This is a genomic window from Chromobacterium vaccinii (genome assembly GCF_000971335.1).
GTDB classification, from domain to species: Bacteria; Pseudomonadota; Gammaproteobacteria; order Burkholderiales; family Chromobacteriaceae; genus Chromobacterium; species Chromobacterium vaccinii.
In genome coordinates, this window is record NZ_JZJL01000003.1 from 54081 (window position 1) to 71673 (window position 17593).

General features: G+C 66.9%; 17 protein-coding genes. 8 read left to right on the top strand and 9 right to left on the bottom strand.

The genetic code is table 11. From position 1 onward, the window contains the following. The first annotated feature begins 72 nt into the window (after positions 1-72). A complete protein-coding gene (locus VL52_RS02205) occupies positions 73-762 on the top strand; it encodes a FadR/GntR family transcriptional regulator (protein WP_046155521.1) in 690 nt (229 codons plus the stop codon). Between the two features lie 12 nt (positions 763-774). Beyond that, positions 775-2037, top strand: a complete 1263-nt coding sequence (locus VL52_RS02210) for a CynX/NimT family MFS transporter (RefSeq protein WP_046155522.1) — start codon at positions 775-777, stop codon at positions 2035-2037. Positions 2038-2101: 64 nt separating this feature from the next. On the opposite strand, the gene VL52_RS02215 is transcribed toward VL52_RS02210, so the two are convergent. From VL52_RS02215 to VL52_RS02225, 3 genes are read right to left on the bottom strand one after another with little or no spacing between them, the layout of a single operon-like run. Beyond that, the gene (locus VL52_RS02215) at positions 2102-2623 is read right to left on the bottom strand and encodes a DUF2946 family protein (protein WP_046155523.1); all 522 of its coding nucleotides are present in this window, start codon (positions 2621-2623) and stop codon (positions 2102-2104) included. Between the two features lie 39 nt (positions 2624-2662). Then, positions 2663-5158 (bottom strand): ABC transporter permease, encoded by a 2496-nt coding sequence (locus VL52_RS02220; RefSeq protein ID WP_046155524.1) that lies wholly within the window; start codon positions 5156-5158, stop codon positions 2663-2665. After that, the gene (locus VL52_RS02225; protein ID WP_046155525.1) at positions 5155-5853 is read right to left on the bottom strand and encodes an ABC transporter ATP-binding protein; all 699 of its coding nucleotides are present in this window, start codon (positions 5851-5853) and stop codon (positions 5155-5157) included. Before VL52_RS02225 ends, VL52_RS02220 begins: the two co-directional genes overlap by 4 nt. Between VL52_RS02225 and VL52_RS02230 the strand changes: the two genes are divergently transcribed. Both VL52_RS02230 and VL52_RS02235 read left to right on the top strand, forming a co-directional pair. After that, positions 5852-6448 carry an arylesterase gene (locus VL52_RS02230; RefSeq protein ID WP_046155526.1) on the top strand — a complete coding sequence of 199 codons (597 nt, stop codon included), beginning with the start codon at positions 5852-5854 and terminating at the stop codon, positions 6446-6448. The genes VL52_RS02225 and VL52_RS02230 overlap by 2 nt on opposite strands. A 127-nt stretch (positions 6449-6575) precedes the next feature. After that, positions 6576-7799, top strand: a complete 1224-nt coding sequence (locus tag VL52_RS02235) for an MFS transporter (protein WP_046155527.1) — start codon at positions 6576-6578, stop codon at positions 7797-7799. Positions 7800-7920: 121 nt separating this feature from the next. Here VL52_RS02235 and VL52_RS02240 read toward each other — a convergent pair whose 3' ends face one another. The 4 genes from VL52_RS02240 to VL52_RS02255 all read right to left on the bottom strand — a co-directional run bounded on the left by VL52_RS02240 (position 7921) and on the right by VL52_RS02255 (position 11636). Beyond that, the gene (locus tag VL52_RS02240; RefSeq protein ID WP_046155528.1) at positions 7921-8535 is read right to left on the bottom strand and encodes a peroxiredoxin; all 615 of its coding nucleotides are present in this window, start codon (positions 8533-8535) and stop codon (positions 7921-7923) included. Positions 8536-8829: 294 nt separating this feature from the next. After that, positions 8830-10623, bottom strand: coding sequence for an aspartate--tRNA ligase (gene aspS / locus VL52_RS02245; protein ID WP_046155529.1), 1794 nt, complete (start codon positions 10621-10623; stop codon positions 8830-8832). 78 nt (positions 10624-10701) lie between these two features. Further along, positions 10702-11355, bottom strand: coding sequence for a DUF502 domain-containing protein (locus tag VL52_RS02250; protein ID WP_235429177.1), 654 nt, complete (start codon positions 11353-11355; stop codon positions 10702-10704). A gap of 23 nt (positions 11356-11378) precedes the next feature. Beyond that, on the bottom strand, positions 11379-11636 hold the full coding sequence (locus VL52_RS02255; protein ID WP_046155530.1) for an FmdB family zinc ribbon protein: 258 nt from the start codon (positions 11634-11636) through the stop codon (positions 11379-11381). 235 nt (positions 11637-11871) lie between these two features. On the opposite strand from VL52_RS02255, the gene fabI reads away from it, so the two are divergent. Genes fabI through VL52_RS02270 form a run of 3 tightly spaced genes read left to right on the top strand, consistent with a single transcriptional unit; the run spans position 11872 to position 14763 of the window. Then, positions 11872-12669 carry an enoyl-ACP reductase FabI gene (fabI, locus tag VL52_RS02260; RefSeq protein ID WP_235429180.1) on the top strand — a complete coding sequence of 266 codons (798 nt, stop codon included), beginning with the start codon at positions 11872-11874 and terminating at the stop codon, positions 12667-12669. 10 nt (positions 12670-12679) lie between these two features. Beyond that, positions 12680-13615 carry a phosphate acetyltransferase gene (locus VL52_RS02265; protein ID WP_046155531.1) on the top strand — a complete coding sequence of 312 codons (936 nt, stop codon included), beginning with the start codon at positions 12680-12682 and terminating at the stop codon, positions 13613-13615. Beyond that, positions 13612-14763, top strand: a complete 1152-nt coding sequence (locus VL52_RS02270) for an acetate/propionate family kinase (RefSeq protein WP_046155532.1) — start codon at positions 13612-13614, stop codon at positions 14761-14763. The genes VL52_RS02265 and VL52_RS02270 overlap by 4 nt, the downstream gene beginning before the upstream one ends. Positions 14764-14773: 10 nt before the next feature. Here the strand turns inward: VL52_RS02270 and VL52_RS02275 are convergent, their stop codons facing one another. Together VL52_RS02275 and rpsT are read right to left on the bottom strand one after the other, a co-directional pair. Next, a complete protein-coding gene (locus VL52_RS02275) occupies positions 14774-15472 on the bottom strand; it encodes a glutamine amidotransferase (RefSeq protein WP_046155533.1) in 699 nt (232 codons plus the stop codon). A 175-nt stretch (positions 15473-15647) separates the two neighbouring features. Next, complete coding sequence (gene rpsT / locus VL52_RS02280; RefSeq protein WP_046155534.1) at positions 15648-15911, bottom strand: 30S ribosomal protein S20; 264 nt, start codon at positions 15909-15911, stop codon at positions 15648-15650. Between the two features lie 129 nt (positions 15912-16040). Here rpsT and murJ point away from each other — a divergent pair, with 129 nt between their 5' ends. After that, on the top strand, positions 16041-17576 hold the full coding sequence (gene murJ / locus VL52_RS02285; protein WP_046155535.1) for a murein biosynthesis integral membrane protein MurJ: 1536 nt from the start codon (positions 16041-16043) through the stop codon (positions 17574-17576). The last annotated feature ends 17 nt before the right edge of the window (positions 17577-17593 follow it).

Sequence of the window (17593 nt, forward strand, 5' to 3'; positions counted from 1 at the left end):
CCCCTTAGCTTTGCCCTTCTCGGCGTTTGCCGGTAAAATTCATCGGATGATTGGATGTTTAAGCCAGGATCTATGAATATTTCCGCCGCGAAACGCTCGCTGGTCGACATCGCCGTCGACAACCTTGGCCGCCAGCTGGAACAAGGCCGCTGGCCGGTGGGGAGCCGCATTCCCACCGAACCCGAACTGGCCGACGAGCTGGGCATCAGCCGCAACACCGTGCGCGAGGCGGTGCGGGTGCTGCTGTACGCCGGTCTGCTGGAAGTGCGCCAGGGCGATGGCACCTATGTGCGGGCCATCGTCAATCCGGGCGAGGCGATGCGCGCGATCAGCCGCGCCAGCCTGCGCGAACACCTGGAAGTGCGCTGCCTGCTGGAAGAAAGCGCCGCGCGGCTGGCCGCCGAGCGCGCCGGCGGCGCCGACATCGCCCGCATCGCCGCCACGCTGGAAGGGCTGCGGCCGCAGGACGGCGAAACGCCGGAAAGCTACGCCGAGCGGGACCTCGCCTTCCATGTCGCCATCGCCGACGCCAGCGGCAACCAGGCGCTGGCCGGCCTCTACCACTTTTTCTCGCGCGCGGTGCGGCAAAGCGTTCAGGACTCGATCCGCGACGAAGCGCTGCCCGACCCGGACTTGGCCGCCCACGCCGCCATCTTCGACGCGATCCGGCAAGGCCGGCCAGACGAAGCCGGCCAAGCTGCCGCCGCCATCACCCGCCCGCTGCTGGCCACGCTGGACCGGCTGCTGGACAAGCAACAATAAGAAGGAAGCACGATGCAAGAAAATACGGGTCGGCCCCAAGCCATCGCCGACGAACTGTTGATCGATGACGACACCCCCTCCGCCATGCCGCAAACCGGCAGCCGCAAGCGCGCGCTGCTGTTGCTGCTGGGACTGGTGCTGGTGGGGCTCAATCTGCGGCCGGCGCTGTCCAGCCTGGCGCCGGTGCTGGCCATGGTCAGCGCCGATACCGGCCTCAGCCCAGCCATGGCCGGCCTGCTGACCACCCTGCCGGTGGCCTGCCTGGGCATCTTCGGTCCGTTGGCGCCGCATCTGGCCCGCCGCCTGGGCAGCGAGAAAACCATCGCCGTCGTCCTGCTGGCCCTGGCCGCCGGCATCCTGCTGCGCACCCAGCTGGGCCTGTTCGGCCTGTTCGCCGGCTCGGCGCTGGCCGGCGCCGCCATCGGCGTGATCGGCGTGCTGTTGCCCGGCATCGTCAAACGCGACTTCGCCAGCCGGGCCGGCCTGATGACCGGCGTCTACACCATGGCGCTGTGCCTGGGCGCGGCGCTGGCCGCGGGCTTCACCGTTCCGGTGGCCGAGCACTTCAGCCACGACTGGCGGCCCGCGCTGGCCTTGTGGGCCTTGCCGGCGGCGCTGGCGCTGGCCGTCTGGTGGCCGCAGATGAACACCCGCCACGCCGCCGGCCGCGGCCAGTGGCGGGTCAGCGGCCTGCTTCGCGACCCGCTGGCCTGGCAGGTGACGCTGTTCATGGGCCTGCAATCGTCGCTGGCCTACATCGTGTTCGGCTGGCTGCCCTCCATCCTGATGGACCGCGGCCTGACCGCGATGCAGGGCGGACTGATGCTGTCGCTGTCCACCATGGTGCAGGTGCCGGCGTCGCTGCTGGTGCCGATCCTGGCCCACCGCTGCCGCAACCAGCGCCCGCCGATCGCCATCACGCTGCTGGCGGTGATCGCCGGCTTGCTGGGCATGCTGTACGCGCCCACCGGCAGCCTGATGCTGTGGGCGGCGCTGCTGGGCTTCGGCCAGGGCGGCCTGTTCAGCACCGCGCTGAGCCTGCTGGCGCACCGCTCTCCCGACCAGCACGTGGCGGCCAGCCTGTCCGGCATGGCCCAGGGCATAGGCTATATGCTGGCCTCGATGGGCCCGTTCGCCGTCGGCCTGATCCGCGGCCACAGCCACGAAGCCTGGCCGCTGGCGCTGCTGTTCAGCCTGATCGCCGCCGCGGCCTTCTCCGTCGGCATGCTGGCAGGCCGCAAGCGGCTGGTCGGCGTCAAGGCCGAACCGGTCTGATCCTGCCGCGCCATGACAAAGCCCCGCCGTTTCGGCGGGGCTTTTTCTCATCCAGACAAACGACTTACCTGGGCCGGGCGACAATGCCGTAACGCGCCTGCAACGCCGGCAAGGTCTCGGCCGCCAGCGGCAGGCCGGCGTCGCCGACCTTCAGCACGGCGGGCAGCGACGCCGCGTCGCCGTCCCAGTCCGGCAGCGCCTCCTCCAGCACCGCGGCCAAGTCGCGGTCGTCCACCGCGGCCAGCTCGCCGCCTATCTCCAGCAGCAGCATCCCCTCCGGCGTCAGCCAGGCCGCGCGCGCCGGCACGTCGTCGTCGTAAGGCACGGTGCTCCAGCCCTTGGGCGTGCGCCGCGCCGCCAAGGGCGCGGCGTCCAGCTGCACATACACTTTCTGCGGGCCGTTCTGCACATAGCAGCGGCCCTGGCCGTCGCGGCTGTAATTGCGGTTGAAGAACTCCACCATCCCCTCATGCTGCAGCCTGGCGTCCTTGATCCACCACTGGCCCCGGGCATCCAGCCGCAGCCAGCCGAACACCGCCGGCACGTTCGGCCACTTGGCCAGCGCCGCCAACACCATTTCGTCCATCGCTTCTCCTTCCGCGGGTTCGTCCCGCTTGTTCCGCCGCTAGCCTATCGCGCGCAGCACCGTCAGCGGCGGCGTTCTCGTCACCTTGCCCACCAGCGGCCAGCCAGCGAGCGTCACCACCAGCACCCCGCCGGCCATCCCCAGCGGCAGCAGCCACCAGTTGAGCAGCAGGGGCAGGGAAAACAGTTTCACCGCCGCCAGCACGCCGATTCCCATCGCCCCCAGCGCCGCCAGCAGGCCGGACACCGCGCCCAGCCACACCAGCTCGGCCAGCACCACGCTGCGCACCTGCCTGCGCGACGCGCCCAGCGCCCGCATCAAACCCACGTCGGCCAGCCGCTCGTCGCGGGTGGCGGTCAGCGACGCCCACAACACCAGCACCCCGGCCGCCAGCGCCAACAGGAACATCGCCTCGATCGCGCGCGTCAGCTTGTCCACCATCGCCCTGACCTCGGCCAGGATGCTGCCCACGTCGATCACCGTCAGATTGGGAAAGCGCTCCACCAATTGATTGGCGAAGGCCTCGTCCGCCGGCTCCAGGCGGAAGCTGGTGATCCAGCTGGCCGGCTGCCGGCTGAACTGGCCCGGCGTGCCGATCACGAAGAAATTGACGCGGAAGCTGTCCCAGGGCACTTCGCGCAGGCTGGTCACCTTGGCGCGGTAGGCGGTGCCGGCCAAGTCGAAAGCCAGCGTGTCGCCCAGCCGGATGCCCAGGAGATTGGCCAGGCCCTTCTCCACCGAGAATTGCGGCTTCACCCGCTTGCCCTCGTCCCACCACTTGCCGGACACCACCTGGTTGCCCGGCGGCGGCTCGGCGCGCCAGGACAGATTGAACTCGCGTTCCGCCAGCCGCCGCGCCTGCTCGTTGTCGTAAGCAGCCGGGCGCACCGGCTGCTCGTTGATGGCGATCAGCCGGGCGCGCGCCATGGGCGCGAGCTCGGGCTGCGGCCGCCCGGCCGCGGCGAACGCGTCGCGCACGCCGTCCAGCTGGTTGCCCTGGATGTTGATCACGAACTTGTTCGGCGCGTCTGCCGGCACGCTGCGCTGCCAGGCCCCGATCAGGTCGTCGCGCACCACGGTAAGCGTCAGCAGCGCCATCAGCCCCACCGACAGCGAGGCGATCTGCAGCACCGCCAGCCAGCGCCTCCGGGCCAAATTGGCGATGCCGAAGCGCCAGCCCACCTTGCCGCCGCGCGGCAGCCGGCGCAACAGCAGCACCAGGCCCAGCGCCAGCGCGCCGGACACGCCGAGAAAACCCAGCATCGCCGCCAGCAGCCAGCCGGCCAGCGACCACTCGCCCACCTGCCACGAAGCCAGGCCCAGCAGCGTGGCCAGCGCCAGCACCGGCGAGATCACGCCCTGGCGCGTCGGCGGCAGCTCGTTGCGCAGCACCGCCGCCGGCGACACGTCGCGTATGCCCATCAGGGGCGGCAGCGCCAGGCCAGCCAGCAGCAGCTGCGCCGCCAGCGGGCCGATCAGCCACGGCTGCCAGCCCGGATCGGGCAGGATCTCGCCGACGTAGCCGCTGAACAGCCGCATCAGCCCCAGTTGCACGCCGAAGCCGGCCAGCGTGCCCAGCAGACCGGCCAACAGGCCCACCAGCGCGAACAGGCCGACGAACAGCCCCCATACCTCGCCGGAGCCCAGGCCCAGGCAGCGCAGCACCGCCACCTGCTGCCAATGGCGCTGCAGGTAGCGGCGCACCACCAGCGCCACCGCGGAAGCGGCCAGCGCCACGGTCAGCATCGCGGTCAAGCCGAGGAAGCGCCGCGCGCGCTCCAGGCCGGTGCGGATTTCCGGCCGCATCTCTTCCACGTTTTCCAGCCTGGCGCCCTTGGGCTTGTGCGCGAGCAGCCAGGCGCGGAAATCGGCGACCTGGCGGTCTTCGCCGGCGAACAGCAAGCGCCAGCGGATGCGGCTGCCCTCCTGCACCAGGCCGGTGGCCGGCAGATCGGAGCTGTTGAACATCAGCCGCGGCACGAAATTGTAGATGTCCATACTGCCGTCCGGCTCGCGGACGATGACGCCGGCCAGCTTCAACTGGGCGTTGCCGACGCCGATCTCGTCGCCCAGCTTCAGCTTGAGCCGGCTGATCAGCCTGGCGTCGGCCCAGGCGGTGCCGGGCGTAGGCTGCAGCCGGCCGCTTTTCTCGCCGCCGCCGATCAGCCGCACCGTAGTCTCGCCGCGCAGCGGGTAGCCCGAGCTCACCGCCTTGTACTGCGCCAGCGTCGCCTGTCCGCCGGCGAACACCATGGACGGGAAGGTGATGTTGTCGGCGGTCTGCAGGCCGCGGCGCTTCGCCTCGGCCCGCACCGCGTCCGGAGCCGTCTCGTTGCCGGAGAGCACCAGGTCTGCCGCCAGCAGCTGGGTGGCCTGAGTGGTCAGCGCCTTTTCCACCCGGTCGGAGAAGAAAGCGACGCTGCTCATCGCCGCCACCGCCACCAGCAGCGCCAGGCCGAGGATGGTCAGCTCCCCCGCCGCCAGCTCGCGGCGGATGAAGCGGGAAACGAAACGGAAACGTCCAAACGGAGTCATTCAGCGCGCGCTCCGTTCAGCTTGCCGTCCACCAGCCGGTAGATGGCGTCGCAGCGGCTGGCCAGCTCGTTGTCGTGGGTGACCAGCACCAGCGCCGTGCCCTGTTCGGCGTTCAGCTGGAACAGCAGGTCTATGATCTGGCGGCCGGTATGCGGATCGAGATTGCCAGTGGGCTCGTCGGCGAACAACAGGCCGGGATGGATGACGAAGGCGCGCGCCAGCGCCACCCGCTGCTGTTCGCCGCCGGACAGGTGGCGCGGGTAATGGCCAAGCCGCGCCGCCAGGCCGACGCGCTCCAGCATCCGCTGCGCCGCCTCTCGCGCGTCGTTGCGCCCGGCCAGCTCCAGTGGCAGCATGACGTTCTCCAGCGCGGTCAATTGCGGCAGCAGCTGGAAGTTCTGGAACACGAAGCCCACCTTGTCGCGCCTGAGCAGCGCGCGGGCGTCTTCGTTCAGCCGCGACAGCGGCTTGCCGAACAGCGCCACCTCGCCGTCGCTGGGGTGGTCGAGGCCGGCCAGCAGCGACAGCAGCGTGGACTTGCCCGAGCCCGAGGTGCCGACGATGGCCACGCTCTCGCCGGAATACAGGGTCAACGACGCGCTGCGCAGGATGTGCAGCACGTCGCCGCGGAAATGCACTTGTTTCGCCAACTCGCTGGCGGCCAATACCGCCTTCTTTTTCTCAGGATGATTCATGCGTTCTATCGTCTGCAAAATGCTGTTCCCCTTGTTGCTGCTGTGGCAGTTGCCCGCCTTGGCCGCCACGGTGCTGGTGTTCGGCGACAGCCTGTCGGCCGGCTACGGCCTGGCGCCGGGCCAGGGCTGGGCGGCGCTGCTGGCGCGCGACCTCGCGCCCAGGCATCTGGTCGTCAACGCCAGCGTCTCCGGCGAAACCAGCGCCGGCGGCCTGTCCAGGCTGCCCGACGCGCTCGCCCGCCACCGGCCCGACGTGCTGGTGCTGGAGCTGGGCGCCAACGACGGCCTGCGCGGCCTGCCGATGGCCGAGATGCGCCGCAACCTGCAGCGGATGATAGACCTGGCCCAGGCCCGCCAGGCCAAGGTGCTGCTGGTGGGCATGGCGCTGCCACCCAACTATGGCCCCCGCTACGGCGCCGAGTTCCGCGGCGTTTATGACGATTTGGCCCGGCGCAATCGCCTGGCCTACGTGCCGCTGCTGATCGAGGGCTTCGCCGGCGATCTGAGCGCCTTCCAGCCCGACGGCCTGCATCCCCGCGCGGAGAAGCAGGCCACCATGATGCGCACGGTCAAGGCAAAACTGCCAGTGAAATAATGCAACAGGGCCATTGACTGGTTATTGTTTTAAATAGAAGAATAAGCATATCGCATAATCATGCAGCGATCCGCCAATCTGCTTCCGCCGCGTAGCCGGAACCAGGCCGAACGGCCGTTGCCCCGCCATGCCCCGAACCGCTTTGCTTGACCGCCTCGCCCGCCCCTACCGCGGCCTGCCGCCCAGCGTCTACATCCAGGTCGTCTGCAGCTTCATCAATAATGTGGGCGGCATCTCCAAGCTGTTCCTGCCGCTTTACCTGCGCGAAAACTACCACCTGCCCTACAGCCAGATCGGCATGTTGATGGCCTTCTACGGCGCCGGCATGCTGGCCGGATCGCTGAAAGGCGGCAGCCTGACCGACCGCTTCGACAGCCGCGCGCTGGCGGTGCTGGCCCTAGCCGTATCCGGCCTGTGCATGGCCTTGCTGGCACTGCAGATTCCGGTGTGGATGTTCATGCCGCTGCTGGTGCTGTCCGGCATGGCCGACGGCGGTTTCCGGCCGATCAATCAGCGACTGGCGCTGGAGCCTTGCACGCCGCAGCAGCGGCCGGTGGCCCAAGGCATGATGCGGGTGGCCTTCAATCTAGGCGTGGCCATCGCCGGGGTCACCAGCGGTTTTCTCGCCGCCTACGGCTACCAATGGGTGTACGCGGCCAACGCCGCCGGCACGCTGCTGGGCGCGTCCTGGATGGCCTGGTCCTACGCCCGCCACGTGGAAAGCACCCGTCCGCAGCAGCGCCAGGCCGGCGACGACGGCTCGCTGGCCGGCCCCTGGCGCGACGCCAGCTTTCTGCGCAGCATCCTGGCCCTGGTGCTGGTCACGCTGGCTTTCGACCAGATGTACGTGACGCTGGCGCTGTTCCTGCGCGAGCACTACCAGCTGGGGCCGCAATGGGTGGGCTATCTGTTCACCATCAACGGCCTGATGGTGGTGGCGCTGCAGATCCCGGTCAGCAGCCGCATCCTGCGCTGGGGGCTGGCGCGCAGCACCCAGCTGGGCGTGCTGCTGACCGGCTGTTCCTTCCTGTGGCTGAACGCCGGCCACGGCGCGCAATGGGCGGTGCTGATGATGGTGACGCTGACTTTCGGCGAGCTGTTGCTATCGCCCAGCTACGCGCAACTGGTGATGCACCGCTCGGAGGGCAGGCTGCGCGGCAGCTACCTGGGACTTTACAACGCCGCCTGGAACGGCCGGACGCTGGTGGCGCCGGCGCTGGGCACCGCGCTGTACGGCCAGCTGGGCGGCTCGGCGCTGTGGTGGCTGTGCGCGCTGGCCGCCTGCCTGAGCGTGGCCGTCCAGCACGGCGCGCTGAAAACCATGCTCGATCCCGCGGCGGAAACCCGCTAGACGGCTCGCGCTTCGGCCTTGCGGGAGCCTCGCAGCCATCGCGGGCCGGGACAGCCGATAAAACAACACCCCGCCGGCTTGCGCGGGCGGGGTGCGGAACAGAATCCGGATCAGTCGCGGATTACAGGTCCTTGGCGTTCTCGGCCAGGTAGGAAGCCACGCCTTCGGCGGACGGCTTCATGCCCTTCTTGCCCTTGTTCCAGCCAGCCGGGCACACTTCGCCGTGCTCTTCGGTGAATTGCAGCGCGTCGACCATGCGCAGCATTTCGTCGACGTTGCGGCCCAGCGGCAGGTTGTTCACCACTTGGTGCTGCACCACGCCGGACTTGTCGATCAGGAAGGAGCCGCGGAACGCGACGCCGCCGTCGGCTTCAACGTCATAGGCCTTGCACAGCTCGTGCTGGATGTCGGCCACCAGGGTGTAGCCGACTTGGCCGATGCCGCCCTTGTCGACCGGGGTGTTGCGCCATGCGGCGTGGGTGAACTGGCTGTCGATGGACACGCCGATCACTTCCACGTTCTTGGCCTTGAACTCAGCCAGGCGGTGATCGAAGGCGATCAGTTCGGACGGGCAGACGAAGGTGAAGTCCAGCGGGTAGAAGAACACCACGGCGTACTTGCCGGCGGTGGCTTGCTTGAAGGAGTAGTTGTCTACGATCTCGCCATTGCCCAGCACGGCGGAGAAAGTCTTTTCACCAGCGAAGAACGGGGCTTGCTTGCCAACGAGTACGGCCATTTTGATCTCCTTAAGGGTCTTGATATGACGGCGCGTTCCTGATCGGGCATCGGAAAACGCCGTGGATTGCGGAGCTTTATAAAACACTGCGTCCGGACCCGGCAAATTGTAAATCGATATCGTTGCGATAAAGTTTTGCAATTGCCGGCCGCGGGACCGCCCCGGCTGAGCGGGGACTATCCAGTCAGATGGGGATGGCCGGCCGAAGTTTCAAGCCGACGACCGTCGGCAGGGACGGCGCGAAAAAAAAAAACGGACAGCTAGCTGTCCGTTTTTCTACGCGACCCCAAAGGATCAGGCGCTCGGCTCGGCCTTCTGGCGCAGGCGCAGGTTCAGCTCGCGCAGCTGCTTGTCGTCCACAGCGTTCGGCGCGTTGGTCAGCAGGCACTGGGCGCGCTGGGTCTTGGGGAAGGCGATCACATCGCGGATGGACTCCGCGCCGCACATCAGCGTCACCAGACGGTCCAGGCCGAAAGCCAGGCCGCCGTGCGGCGGCGCGCCGAACTTCAGGTTGTCCAGCAGGAAGCCGAACTTGTTCTGCTGCTCTTCCGGGCTGATCTTCAGCGCGCCGAACACCTTCTCCTGGATCTCGGCGCGGTGGATACGGATGGAGCCGCCGCCGATTTCCCAGCCGTTCAGCACCATGTCGTAGGCGCGGGCCAGGCAGGCGCCCGGATCGGTGGCCATCAGGTCCTCGTGGCCCGGCTTCGGGCTGGTGAACGGATGGTGGCAGGCGGTCCAGCGGTCGGCTTCCTCGTCGTGCTCGAACATCGGGAAGTCCACCACCCACAGCGGGCGCCATTCCTTGACGAAGTAGCCGTTCTCCAGGCCGTGCTCGTGGCCGATCTTGATGCGCAGCGCGCCGATCGCCTCGTTCACCACCTTGGCCTTGTCCGCGCCGAAGAAGACGATGTCGCCGTTTTGCGCGCCGGTGCGCTCGATGATTTCCTTCAGGCCGTTGGCGGACAGGAACTTCACGATCGGGGACTGCAGGCCCTCTTCGTTCAGCTTGGTGACGTCATTGACCTTGATGTAGGCCAGGCCCTTGGCGCCGTAGATGGCGACGAACTGGGTGTAGTCGTCGATTTCCTTACGGCTGAAAGACGCGCCGTTCGGCACGCGCAGGGCCACCACGCGGCCGTTCGCCATGTCGGCGGCGCCGCGGAACACCTTGAACTCTTCCGACTTCATCACGTCGGTCAGTTCGGTGAATTTCAGCGAAACGCGCATGTCCGGCTTGTCGGAGCCGTAGTAGAACATGGCGTCGCCGTAGGTCATGCGCGGGAAGGTCGGCAGCGTCACGCCCAGCACGTCGCTGAAGATCTCACGGGTCATGGTCTCGGTGATGTCCATGATCTGGTCCTCGTTCAGGAACGAGGTCTCGATATCGATCTGGGTGAATTCAGGCTGGCGATCGGCGCGCAGGTCTTCGTCGCGGAAGCACTTGGTGATCTGGTAGTAGCGGTCGAAGCCGGCCACCATCAGCAGCTGCTTGAACAGCTGCGGCGATTGCGGCAGCGCGAAGAACTCGCCCGGATGCACGCGGGACGGCACCAGGTAGTCGCGGGCGCCTTCCGGGGTGGAGCGGGTCAGCATCGGGGTTTCGATGTCGATGAAGCCCTGCTTGTCCAGGTGGTTGCGCACGCCCATCGCCACCTTGTAGCGCAGGCGCAGGTTCTTCTGCATCGCCGGGCGGCGCAGGTCGATCACGCGGTTGGTCAGGCGGACGTTTTCCGACAGGTTCTCGTCGTCGATCTGGAACGGCGGCGTGGCCGCGGCGTTCAGGATTTCGATTTCCTTGGCCAGGATTTCGATCTCGCCGGAGATCATCTTGCTGTTGGCGGTGCCGGCCGGGCGCTCGCGCACGATGCCGCTGATGGACAGCACGTACTCGCCGCGGCTGCTGTCAGCCAGACGGAACGCTTCCGGGGTGTCCGGATCGATCACCACCTGCACCAGGCCTTCGCGATCGCGCAGGTCGATGAAGATCACGCCGCCATGGTCGCGGCGGCGGTGGGCCCAGCCTTTGACGGTCACGGTTTGACCGAGGTATTTCTTGTCGATGAGTCCGCAATAATCGGTGCGCATTGGGTAAACCTTTTTGATTGAATTCTTCGAAGTTCCCGCTGGGGGACGACATGCTTAGGGGCTAGACAGGGTGACGGCCTAGCCCTGCCGATTATGTTCATCATTCAGCCGCGGGCGTTGAGCCTGCGGCGGCGGGGTCGGAACCACCACGCCCATGGAAATGACGTACTTGAGCGCCTCGTCGACGCTCATGTTCAGCTCGCGGGTGTCGCTGCGCGGCACCACGATGAAATAGCCCGAGGTCGGGTTCGGCGTGGTCGGCACGTAGACGCTGACCAGTTCCTCGCCGTTCTCCGCGTGGCGCAGGATTTCCTGAGCCGGCGTGCCGGTCTGGAAAGCCACGGTCCAGGCATTTTGATGCGGCCAGCGCACCAAAAGCGCGTTCTTGAACGCGTTGCCCGAATCGGACAGCAGCGTGTCGCTGACCTGCTTGACGCTGTTGTAGATGGAATTGACCACCGGCGTGCGCGACAGCAGGCCGTGCCAGAACTCCACCAGGCGGCGGCCCAGCACGTTGGCGGCCAGCATGCCGGTGCCCATCACCACCAATACCGCGAACACCACCCCCAGGCCGGGGATGTGCATGCCGAACAGCTGCTCGGGGCGCCACTCGGCCGGCAGCAGCGTCAGCGTCTGGTCCAGCGAACCGATGATCAGGTTCAACACCCAAAGGGTGATCGCCAGCGGCAGCCAGATCAGCAGGCCGGCGATCAGATAGCCCTTCAGGGTCATTTTTATCTGCGGGGAAACCGACATCAGTCGCAACCGCAGCCAGCGCCGCAGCTATGGCCTCCGGAAGAATCGGAGCCGCTGGAGGAGGACGCGGAGGCTCCGCCCTTGAAGTCGGTGGCGTACCAGCCCGAGCCCTTCAGCTGGAAACCGGCGGCGGACAGCTGCTTGCGGTAGTCGGCGCTGCCGCATTCCGGACAGGCGGCCACCGGCGCGTCGCTCAGTTTCTGCAGGTGTTCCTTGGCGACGCCACAGGCGCCGCAACGATATTCATAGATCGGCATAGCTTTACTTTCCCGCCAATTGACCACAATGGCATAATACGCATGATTGCTGCACTGCACCACATCCGGAACTAAACTCAGGACAGGTCTGACTGTACAGATGCGGCCGCCAGCTTTCAAACACAAGTGCGCCGCCTGCAAACCAACCATTATATCCGACTGAAACGGCAATACAAAAACCACTTTTAATCATTCTGCTGCAACACCGCCCTGCAACGCTATCCCGGAGGTCCAAATGGTTTACCAAGAAGGTCAGATGGAAAGCATACGCAACATCCTCGCCGGCAAGAGAGGGCTCATCGTCGGCATCGCCAACGAAGACAGCATCGCCTACGGCTGCGCCAGCGTGCTGCATCAACTGGGCGCGGAATGCGCGGTCACCTACCTCAACGCCAAGGCCGAGAAATACGTGCGGCCGCTGGCCGAACAGCTGCAGGCCAAGCTGGTGCTGCCGCTGGACGTGGAGCAAGCCGGCCAGTTGGAGCGCGTGTTCGCCGAGATAGAAAAGCACTGGGGCGGGCTGGACTTCATCATCCACTCCATCGCCTATTGCCCGATGGAAGACTTGCACGGCCGCGTCACCGACTGTTCGCTGGCGGGCTTCCAGCAGGCTATGCGGGTATCGTGCTACTCGTTCATCGAGATGGCGCGGCTGGCCGAGCCGCTGATGAAGCGCGGCGGCAGTCTGATCACGATGAGCTATTACGGCGCCGACAAGGTGGTGGAAAACTACAACATCATGGGCCCGGTCAAGGCGGCGCTGGAAAGCGTGTCCCGCTACCTGGCCAACGAGCTCGGCCCCAAGCGCATCCGCGTGCACGCGGTGTCGCCCGGCCCGCTGAAAACCCGCGCCGCCTCCGGCATCGCGCACTTCGACCAGTTGATCGAGGACGCCATCTCCCGCGCGCCGCAGAATCGCCTGGTGGAGATAGAAGAAGTGGGCATGACCTGCGCCTTCCTGATTTCCGACGCCGCCAGCGGCCTGACCGGCCAGACCATCTACGTCGACGGCGGACACCACATCAAGGCTTGAGGAGAACGGCATGATTCACGATACCCACGCATTCGACGACATCCTGCAACAGGCGCGCCAACTGGGCGCGCTGCCGATGGCGGTGGCCCACCCCTGCAGCAGGGATGCGCTGCTGGGCGCGGTCGAAGCGGCCGACAACGGCATCGCCACCCCGATCCTGGTGGCGCCGCTGGCCAAGCTGAAGAAGCTGGCGGACGAACTTGAAGTAGACCTCAAACGCTTCGAGTGCATAGACGTGGAACACAGCCACGCCGCCGCCGAACGCGCGGTGCAGCTGGCCCGCGACGGCTACGCCGACATCCTGATGAAGGGCAGCCTGCACACCGACGAGTTCATGAGCGCCGCGCTGGCCCGCGACACCGGCATCCGCACCGACCGCCGCATCAGCCACGTCTGGATCATGAAGGTGGAAAGCTATCCGCGCTACCTGTTCATCACCGACGCGGCGGTCAATATCGAGCCGGATCTGATCACCAAGCGCGACATCTGCCAGAACGCCATCGACCTCACTCACGCGCTGGGCATCGCCTGCCCCAAGGTAGCCATCCTGGCCGCGGTGGAAACCATCAACCCCGACATGCAGGCCACGCTGGACGCCGCCGCGCTGTGCAAAATGGCGGACCGCGGCCAGATCACCGGCGCCATCCTCGACGGCCCGCTGGCCTTCGACAACGCCATCTCCAAGGAAGCGGCCGACAGCAAGGGCATCGTCTCGACAGTGGCCGGCGATCCGGACATTCTGCTGGTTCCCAACCTGGAAGCCGGCAATATGCTGGGCAAACAGCTGACGTATCTGGCGCAGGCCGCCTCCGCCGGCATCGTGATGGGCGCCCGCGTGCCGATGGTGCTGACCAGCCGCTCCGACGACGCCAGCGGCCGCCTGGCCTCCAGCGCCATCGCCAGCCTGCTGGCCCACCAGAAACGCCGCCAGGGAGGACGTCCATGAACCGTTGCCTGCTGGCGATCAACGCTGGTTCCGCCACCCTGAAGTTCCGCGCGTTCTCGCTGGACGGCCAGACGCTGCTGGCGCGCGGCATGGTAGACCGCTTCGGCAGCCGCGAAGCCCTGTTCTCGCTGGCCGACGCCAACGGCCAGAAGCTGGCCGAGCGCGGCCTGGCCGACGCCGCCCACGACACCGCGCTGGCGGCGGTGCTGAACGGCCTGGCCGATCAGGGGTTGGAGGCGCGGGCGGTGGCGCACCGGGTGGTGCATGGCGGCAACCGCTTCCGCCAGCCGGCGCGGGTGGATGCCGACACTCGGGCGGCGCTGGACGACTACATCGCGCTGGCGCCGCTGCACCAGCCGGTCAGCCTGGCGGTGATAGACGCCTTCAGCCGGATAGATCCGCAACTGCCGCAAATCGCCTGCTTCGACACCGCCTTCCACGCCACCCAGCCGACGGTGGCCACCCGCTTCGGCATCGCCCGCCACTGGCACGACGAGGGCGTGCGCCGCTACGGCTTCCACGGCCTGTCCTACGCCGCCATCGCGCGGCGGTTGCCGGAAATCGGCCTGGCCCACGGCAAGGTGGTGGTCTGCCATCTGGGCAGCGGCGCCAGCGCCTGCGCGATCGAATCCGGCAAGAGCGTGGCGTCCAGCATGGGGTTTTCGGCGGTGGACGGCCTGATGATGGGCAGCCGGCCCGGCTATATCGACCCGGAAGTGATCCTGTATTGGCAGGAACATGAAGGCATGGGAGTGAAGGACGTGCGGCGCGAGCTGTACAAAAACTCCGGCCTGCTGGGCGTGTCCGGCGTGTCGGCCGACATGCGCGAACTGCTGGACAGCGAACTGCCGGAGGCGCGCGAGGCGGTGGAGCTGTTCTGCTACCGGGCGGCGCGCGAGGCGGCCAGCCTGGCCGGGGCGATGCGCGGCCTGGACGGACTGATCTTCACCGCCGGCATAGGCGAACACTCTGCCGAGGTGAGGGCCAGGATATTGCAGCAGCTGTCCTGGCTGGGATTCGAGCTGGACCACGCGGCCAACCTCGCCCACGCGCGGCGGCTCACCGCCGCCGGCAGCCGTCTGCCGGCCTATATGCTGCCCACCGACGAGGAAGGCGAGATGGCCCGCCAGGCGGCACGGCTGCTGTAGGCCCCCCTGGTCAGATGCTGACGCCGCTCAGCCAGCGGCTGAGCATCTGGGCGGCCAGCGCGGGCAAGGCCTCGCCGTGCCGCCGGTTCTGCTCGCGCAGCTCGCGCGGATCGATGCCCGCCGCCGCCAGCTCGCCGCTGTGGCCGATCAGCCAGCGTTCCAGCTGCGCCGGCTCCACCTCCGGATGGAATTGCAAGCCAAGCGCGTAATCCTCGACGGCGAAAGCCTGGTGCGGACACAGCTCGCTGCCCGCCAGACACTGCGCGCCGTCGGGAATGGCGAACTGGTCGCCATGCCAGTGCAGCACCGGCGCGTCGGCCAGCGGCGCCAGCGGCGACGCCCGCCCGGCATCGGTCAGACGCAGCGACGCGTAGCCGATTTCCTTATGCCCCATCGGCGCCACCCGCGCGCCCAGCGCGCTCGCCATCAATTGCGCCCCCAGACAGATGCCCAGCGTCGGCCGGCGCCGCCTCAGCCGCTGCTCCAACAGCAACCGCTCCTGCTGGAGAAACGGATACAGATCGTCGTCACCGACGCCTATCGGGCCGCCCAGCACCACCAGCAGGTCGGCCTGCTCCAGCGCCGGACTGTCCAGCCGGTCCACGCCGGCCTCGCGGTATTCGATGCGGTAGCCGCGCATTTCCAGCTGGCGGCGCAAGGACCCGAGATCCTCGAACGCGACATGGCGAATCGCAATGGCGGTTTTCATCGGCGGCGCTCCCGTTTCACCGTGCGGATTCATCGAGTATGCATAAGCCCCTTTCCCTTGTCGACGCAGGAAAGGACAACGCCCCCGCCGCATCGCTGCGACGGGGGCGCGGATACACAAAAGGCCCCGCGATGCGGAGCCTTTGCGTATTCTTGCAGCCTGGGCTGTCGATCGATTAGGCCATGGCCTTGATCTGGGCGGACAGACGGCTCTTGTGACGAGCAGCCTTGTTCTTGTGGAACACGCCCTTGTCAGCGATGCGGTCGATGACTTTTTCGGAAGTCTGGAACACCACGCGAGCGGCGGCCTTGTCACCGGCTTCGATAGCCTTGAGCACTTTCTTCACTGCGGTACGGAACGCAGTACGCAGGCTGGCGTTGTGCGCGCGCTGCTTAAGGGCTGTGCGTGCACGCTTGCGAGCTTGTGCGCTGTTAGCCATGAATTTCTCCTGATAGCGGAATCTGAAACCCGCGATTCTAAGCCCTAAACTCAGGTTTTGCAACAATAAACCCGCCAGCGTAAACTAGCGGGCTTGCTCAATCCGCCTAGTATCGGCTGTCAAACCAAAATGAACCTGCTCAAGGCCCTGGCTGCAGTCAGCAGCATGACCATGGTGTCCCGCGTCCTCGGCCTGGTGCGCGACACCCTGGTCGCCCGCATCTTCGGCGCCGGCATGGCCGCCGACGCCTTCAACGCCGCCTTCAAGATTCCCAACATGCTGCGCCGGCTGTTCGCCGAAGGCGCGTTCTCGCAGGCTTTCGTGCCCATCCTCGGCGAATACAAGCAGAACAAGACCCACGAGGAAACGCGCGAGTTCGTCGCCAAGGTCACTGGCGTGCTGGGCTCGGTGCTGCTGCTGGTGACGGCGATAGGCATGCTGGCCGCGCCGGCCATCATGTGGATCTCTGCCCCCGGCTTCTACCGCGAGCCGGCCAAGGCCGCGCTGTTCGCCGACATCCTGCGGGTGTCTTTCCCCTATATATTCTTCATCTCGCTGTCGTCGATGACCGGCAGCATCCTGAACAGCTGGGGCAAGTTTTCGATTCCGGCGTTCACCCCCACCTTTCTGAACCTCAGCTTCATCGTGTTCGCGCTGTGCTTCACCCACTATTTCCATCCGCCCATCATGGCAATGGCGTGGGCGGTGTTCGTCGGCGGCCTGATCCAGCTGGTGTGGCAGCTGCCCTTCCTGAAGCAGGTCGGCATGCTGGCCCGGCCCATCCTCGCCTTCCGCGACCCGGAGGTGTGGCGGGTGATCAGGCAGATGGGGCCGGCGATCTTCGGCGTGTCGGTGGCGCAGATCTCGCTGCTGATCAACTCCACCTTCGCCTCCTTCCTGCCCACCGGCAGCGTGTCGTGGATGTATTACGCCGACCGGCTGATGGAATTCCCGTCCGGCGTGTTGGGCGTGGCGCTCGGCACCATCCTGCTGCCGTCCTTGTCCAAGCACGCGGCCAGCAAGTCCGACGCCGAGTTCAGCGTGCTGCTGGACTGGGGCATCCGGCTGTCGCTGCTGCTGGCGGTGCCGGCCACCGTCGGCCTGGGCCTGCTGTCCGGCCCGCTGCTGTACACCATGTTCATGTACGGCAAGTTCAGCGCCCACGACGCGCTGATGTCGCAGCAGGCGGTGATCGCCTATTCCTTCGGCCTGCTCGGACTGATTCTGGTCAAGGTGCTGGCGCCGGGCTTTTACGCGCGCCAGGACATCAAGACGCCGGTCCGCATCGCGGTGACCACCTTGATCATCACCCAAGTCATGAACCTGGCCTTCGTGTTTCCGCTGAAGCACGCCGGCCTGGCGCTGTCGATCGGCCTCGCTTCCTGCATCAACGCCGGCCTGTTGATGTACACGCTGCAAAAGCGCGGCATCTACCGGCCCGAGGCGGGCTGGAAAGCCTTCCTCGCCAAGCTCAGCGTCGCCATCGCGGCGATGGCGGCCGCGCTGCTGGCCTGCCTGCAGTGGCTGCCGATAGACTGGCACGGCCACGCTTGGCAGCGCGCGCTGTGGCTGCTGCTGCTGGTCGGCGTCGGCGCGGCGGTCTACTTCGCCGCCTTGTTCGCGCAGGGCTTCCGCCCGCGCCAGTTCATGCGCCGCGAGCATTGAGCCGTCGGCCTATGATT

Coding starts and splice junctions, on each gene's coding strand:
- murJ (WP_046155535.1), top strand. CDS start 16,041: ATGAACCTGCTCAAGGCCCTGGCTGCAGTCAGCAGCATGACCATGGTG.
- VL52_RS02250 (WP_235429177.1), bottom strand. CDS start 11,355: ATGACCCTGAAGGGCTATCTGATCGCCGGCCTGCTGATCTGGCTGCCG.
- VL52_RS02265 (WP_046155531.1), top strand. CDS start 12,680: ATGATTCACGATACCCACGCATTCGACGACATCCTGCAACAGGCGCGC.
- fabI (WP_235429180.1), top strand. CDS start 11,872: ATGGTTTACCAAGAAGGTCAGATGGAAAGCATACGCAACATCCTCGCC.
- VL52_RS02220 (WP_046155524.1), bottom strand. CDS start 5,158: ATGACTCCGTTTGGACGTTTCCGTTTCGTTTCCCGCTTCATCCGCCGC.
- VL52_RS02215 (WP_046155523.1), bottom strand. CDS start 2,623: ATGGACGAAATGGTGTTGGCGGCGCTGGCCAAGTGGCCGAACGTGCCG.
- VL52_RS02235 (WP_046155527.1), top strand. CDS start 6,576: ATGCCCCGAACCGCTTTGCTTGACCGCCTCGCCCGCCCCTACCGCGGC.
- VL52_RS02210 (WP_046155522.1), top strand. CDS start 775: ATGCAAGAAAATACGGGTCGGCCCCAAGCCATCGCCGACGAACTGTTG.
- VL52_RS02255 (WP_046155530.1), bottom strand. CDS start 11,636: ATGCCGATCTATGAATATCGTTGCGGCGCCTGTGGCGTCGCCAAGGAA.
- VL52_RS02270 (WP_046155532.1), top strand. CDS start 13,612: ATGAACCGTTGCCTGCTGGCGATCAACGCTGGTTCCGCCACCCTGAAG.
- VL52_RS02275 (WP_046155533.1), bottom strand. CDS start 15,472: ATGAAAACCGCCATTGCGATTCGCCATGTCGCGTTCGAGGATCTCGGG.
- VL52_RS02205 (WP_046155521.1), top strand. CDS start 73: ATGAATATTTCCGCCGCGAAACGCTCGCTGGTCGACATCGCCGTCGAC.
- rpsT (WP_046155534.1), bottom strand. CDS start 15,911: ATGGCTAACAGCGCACAAGCTCGCAAGCGTGCACGCACAGCCCTTAAG.
- VL52_RS02240 (WP_046155528.1), bottom strand. CDS start 8,535: ATGGCCGTACTCGTTGGCAAGCAAGCCCCGTTCTTCGCTGGTGAAAAG.
- VL52_RS02230 (WP_046155526.1), top strand. CDS start 5,852: ATGCGTTCTATCGTCTGCAAAATGCTGTTCCCCTTGTTGCTGCTGTGG.
- aspS (WP_046155529.1), bottom strand. CDS start 10,623: ATGCGCACCGATTATTGCGGACTCATCGACAAGAAATACCTCGGTCAA.
- VL52_RS02225 (WP_046155525.1), bottom strand. CDS start 5,853: ATGAATCATCCTGAGAAAAAGAAGGCGGTATTGGCCGCCAGCGAGTTG.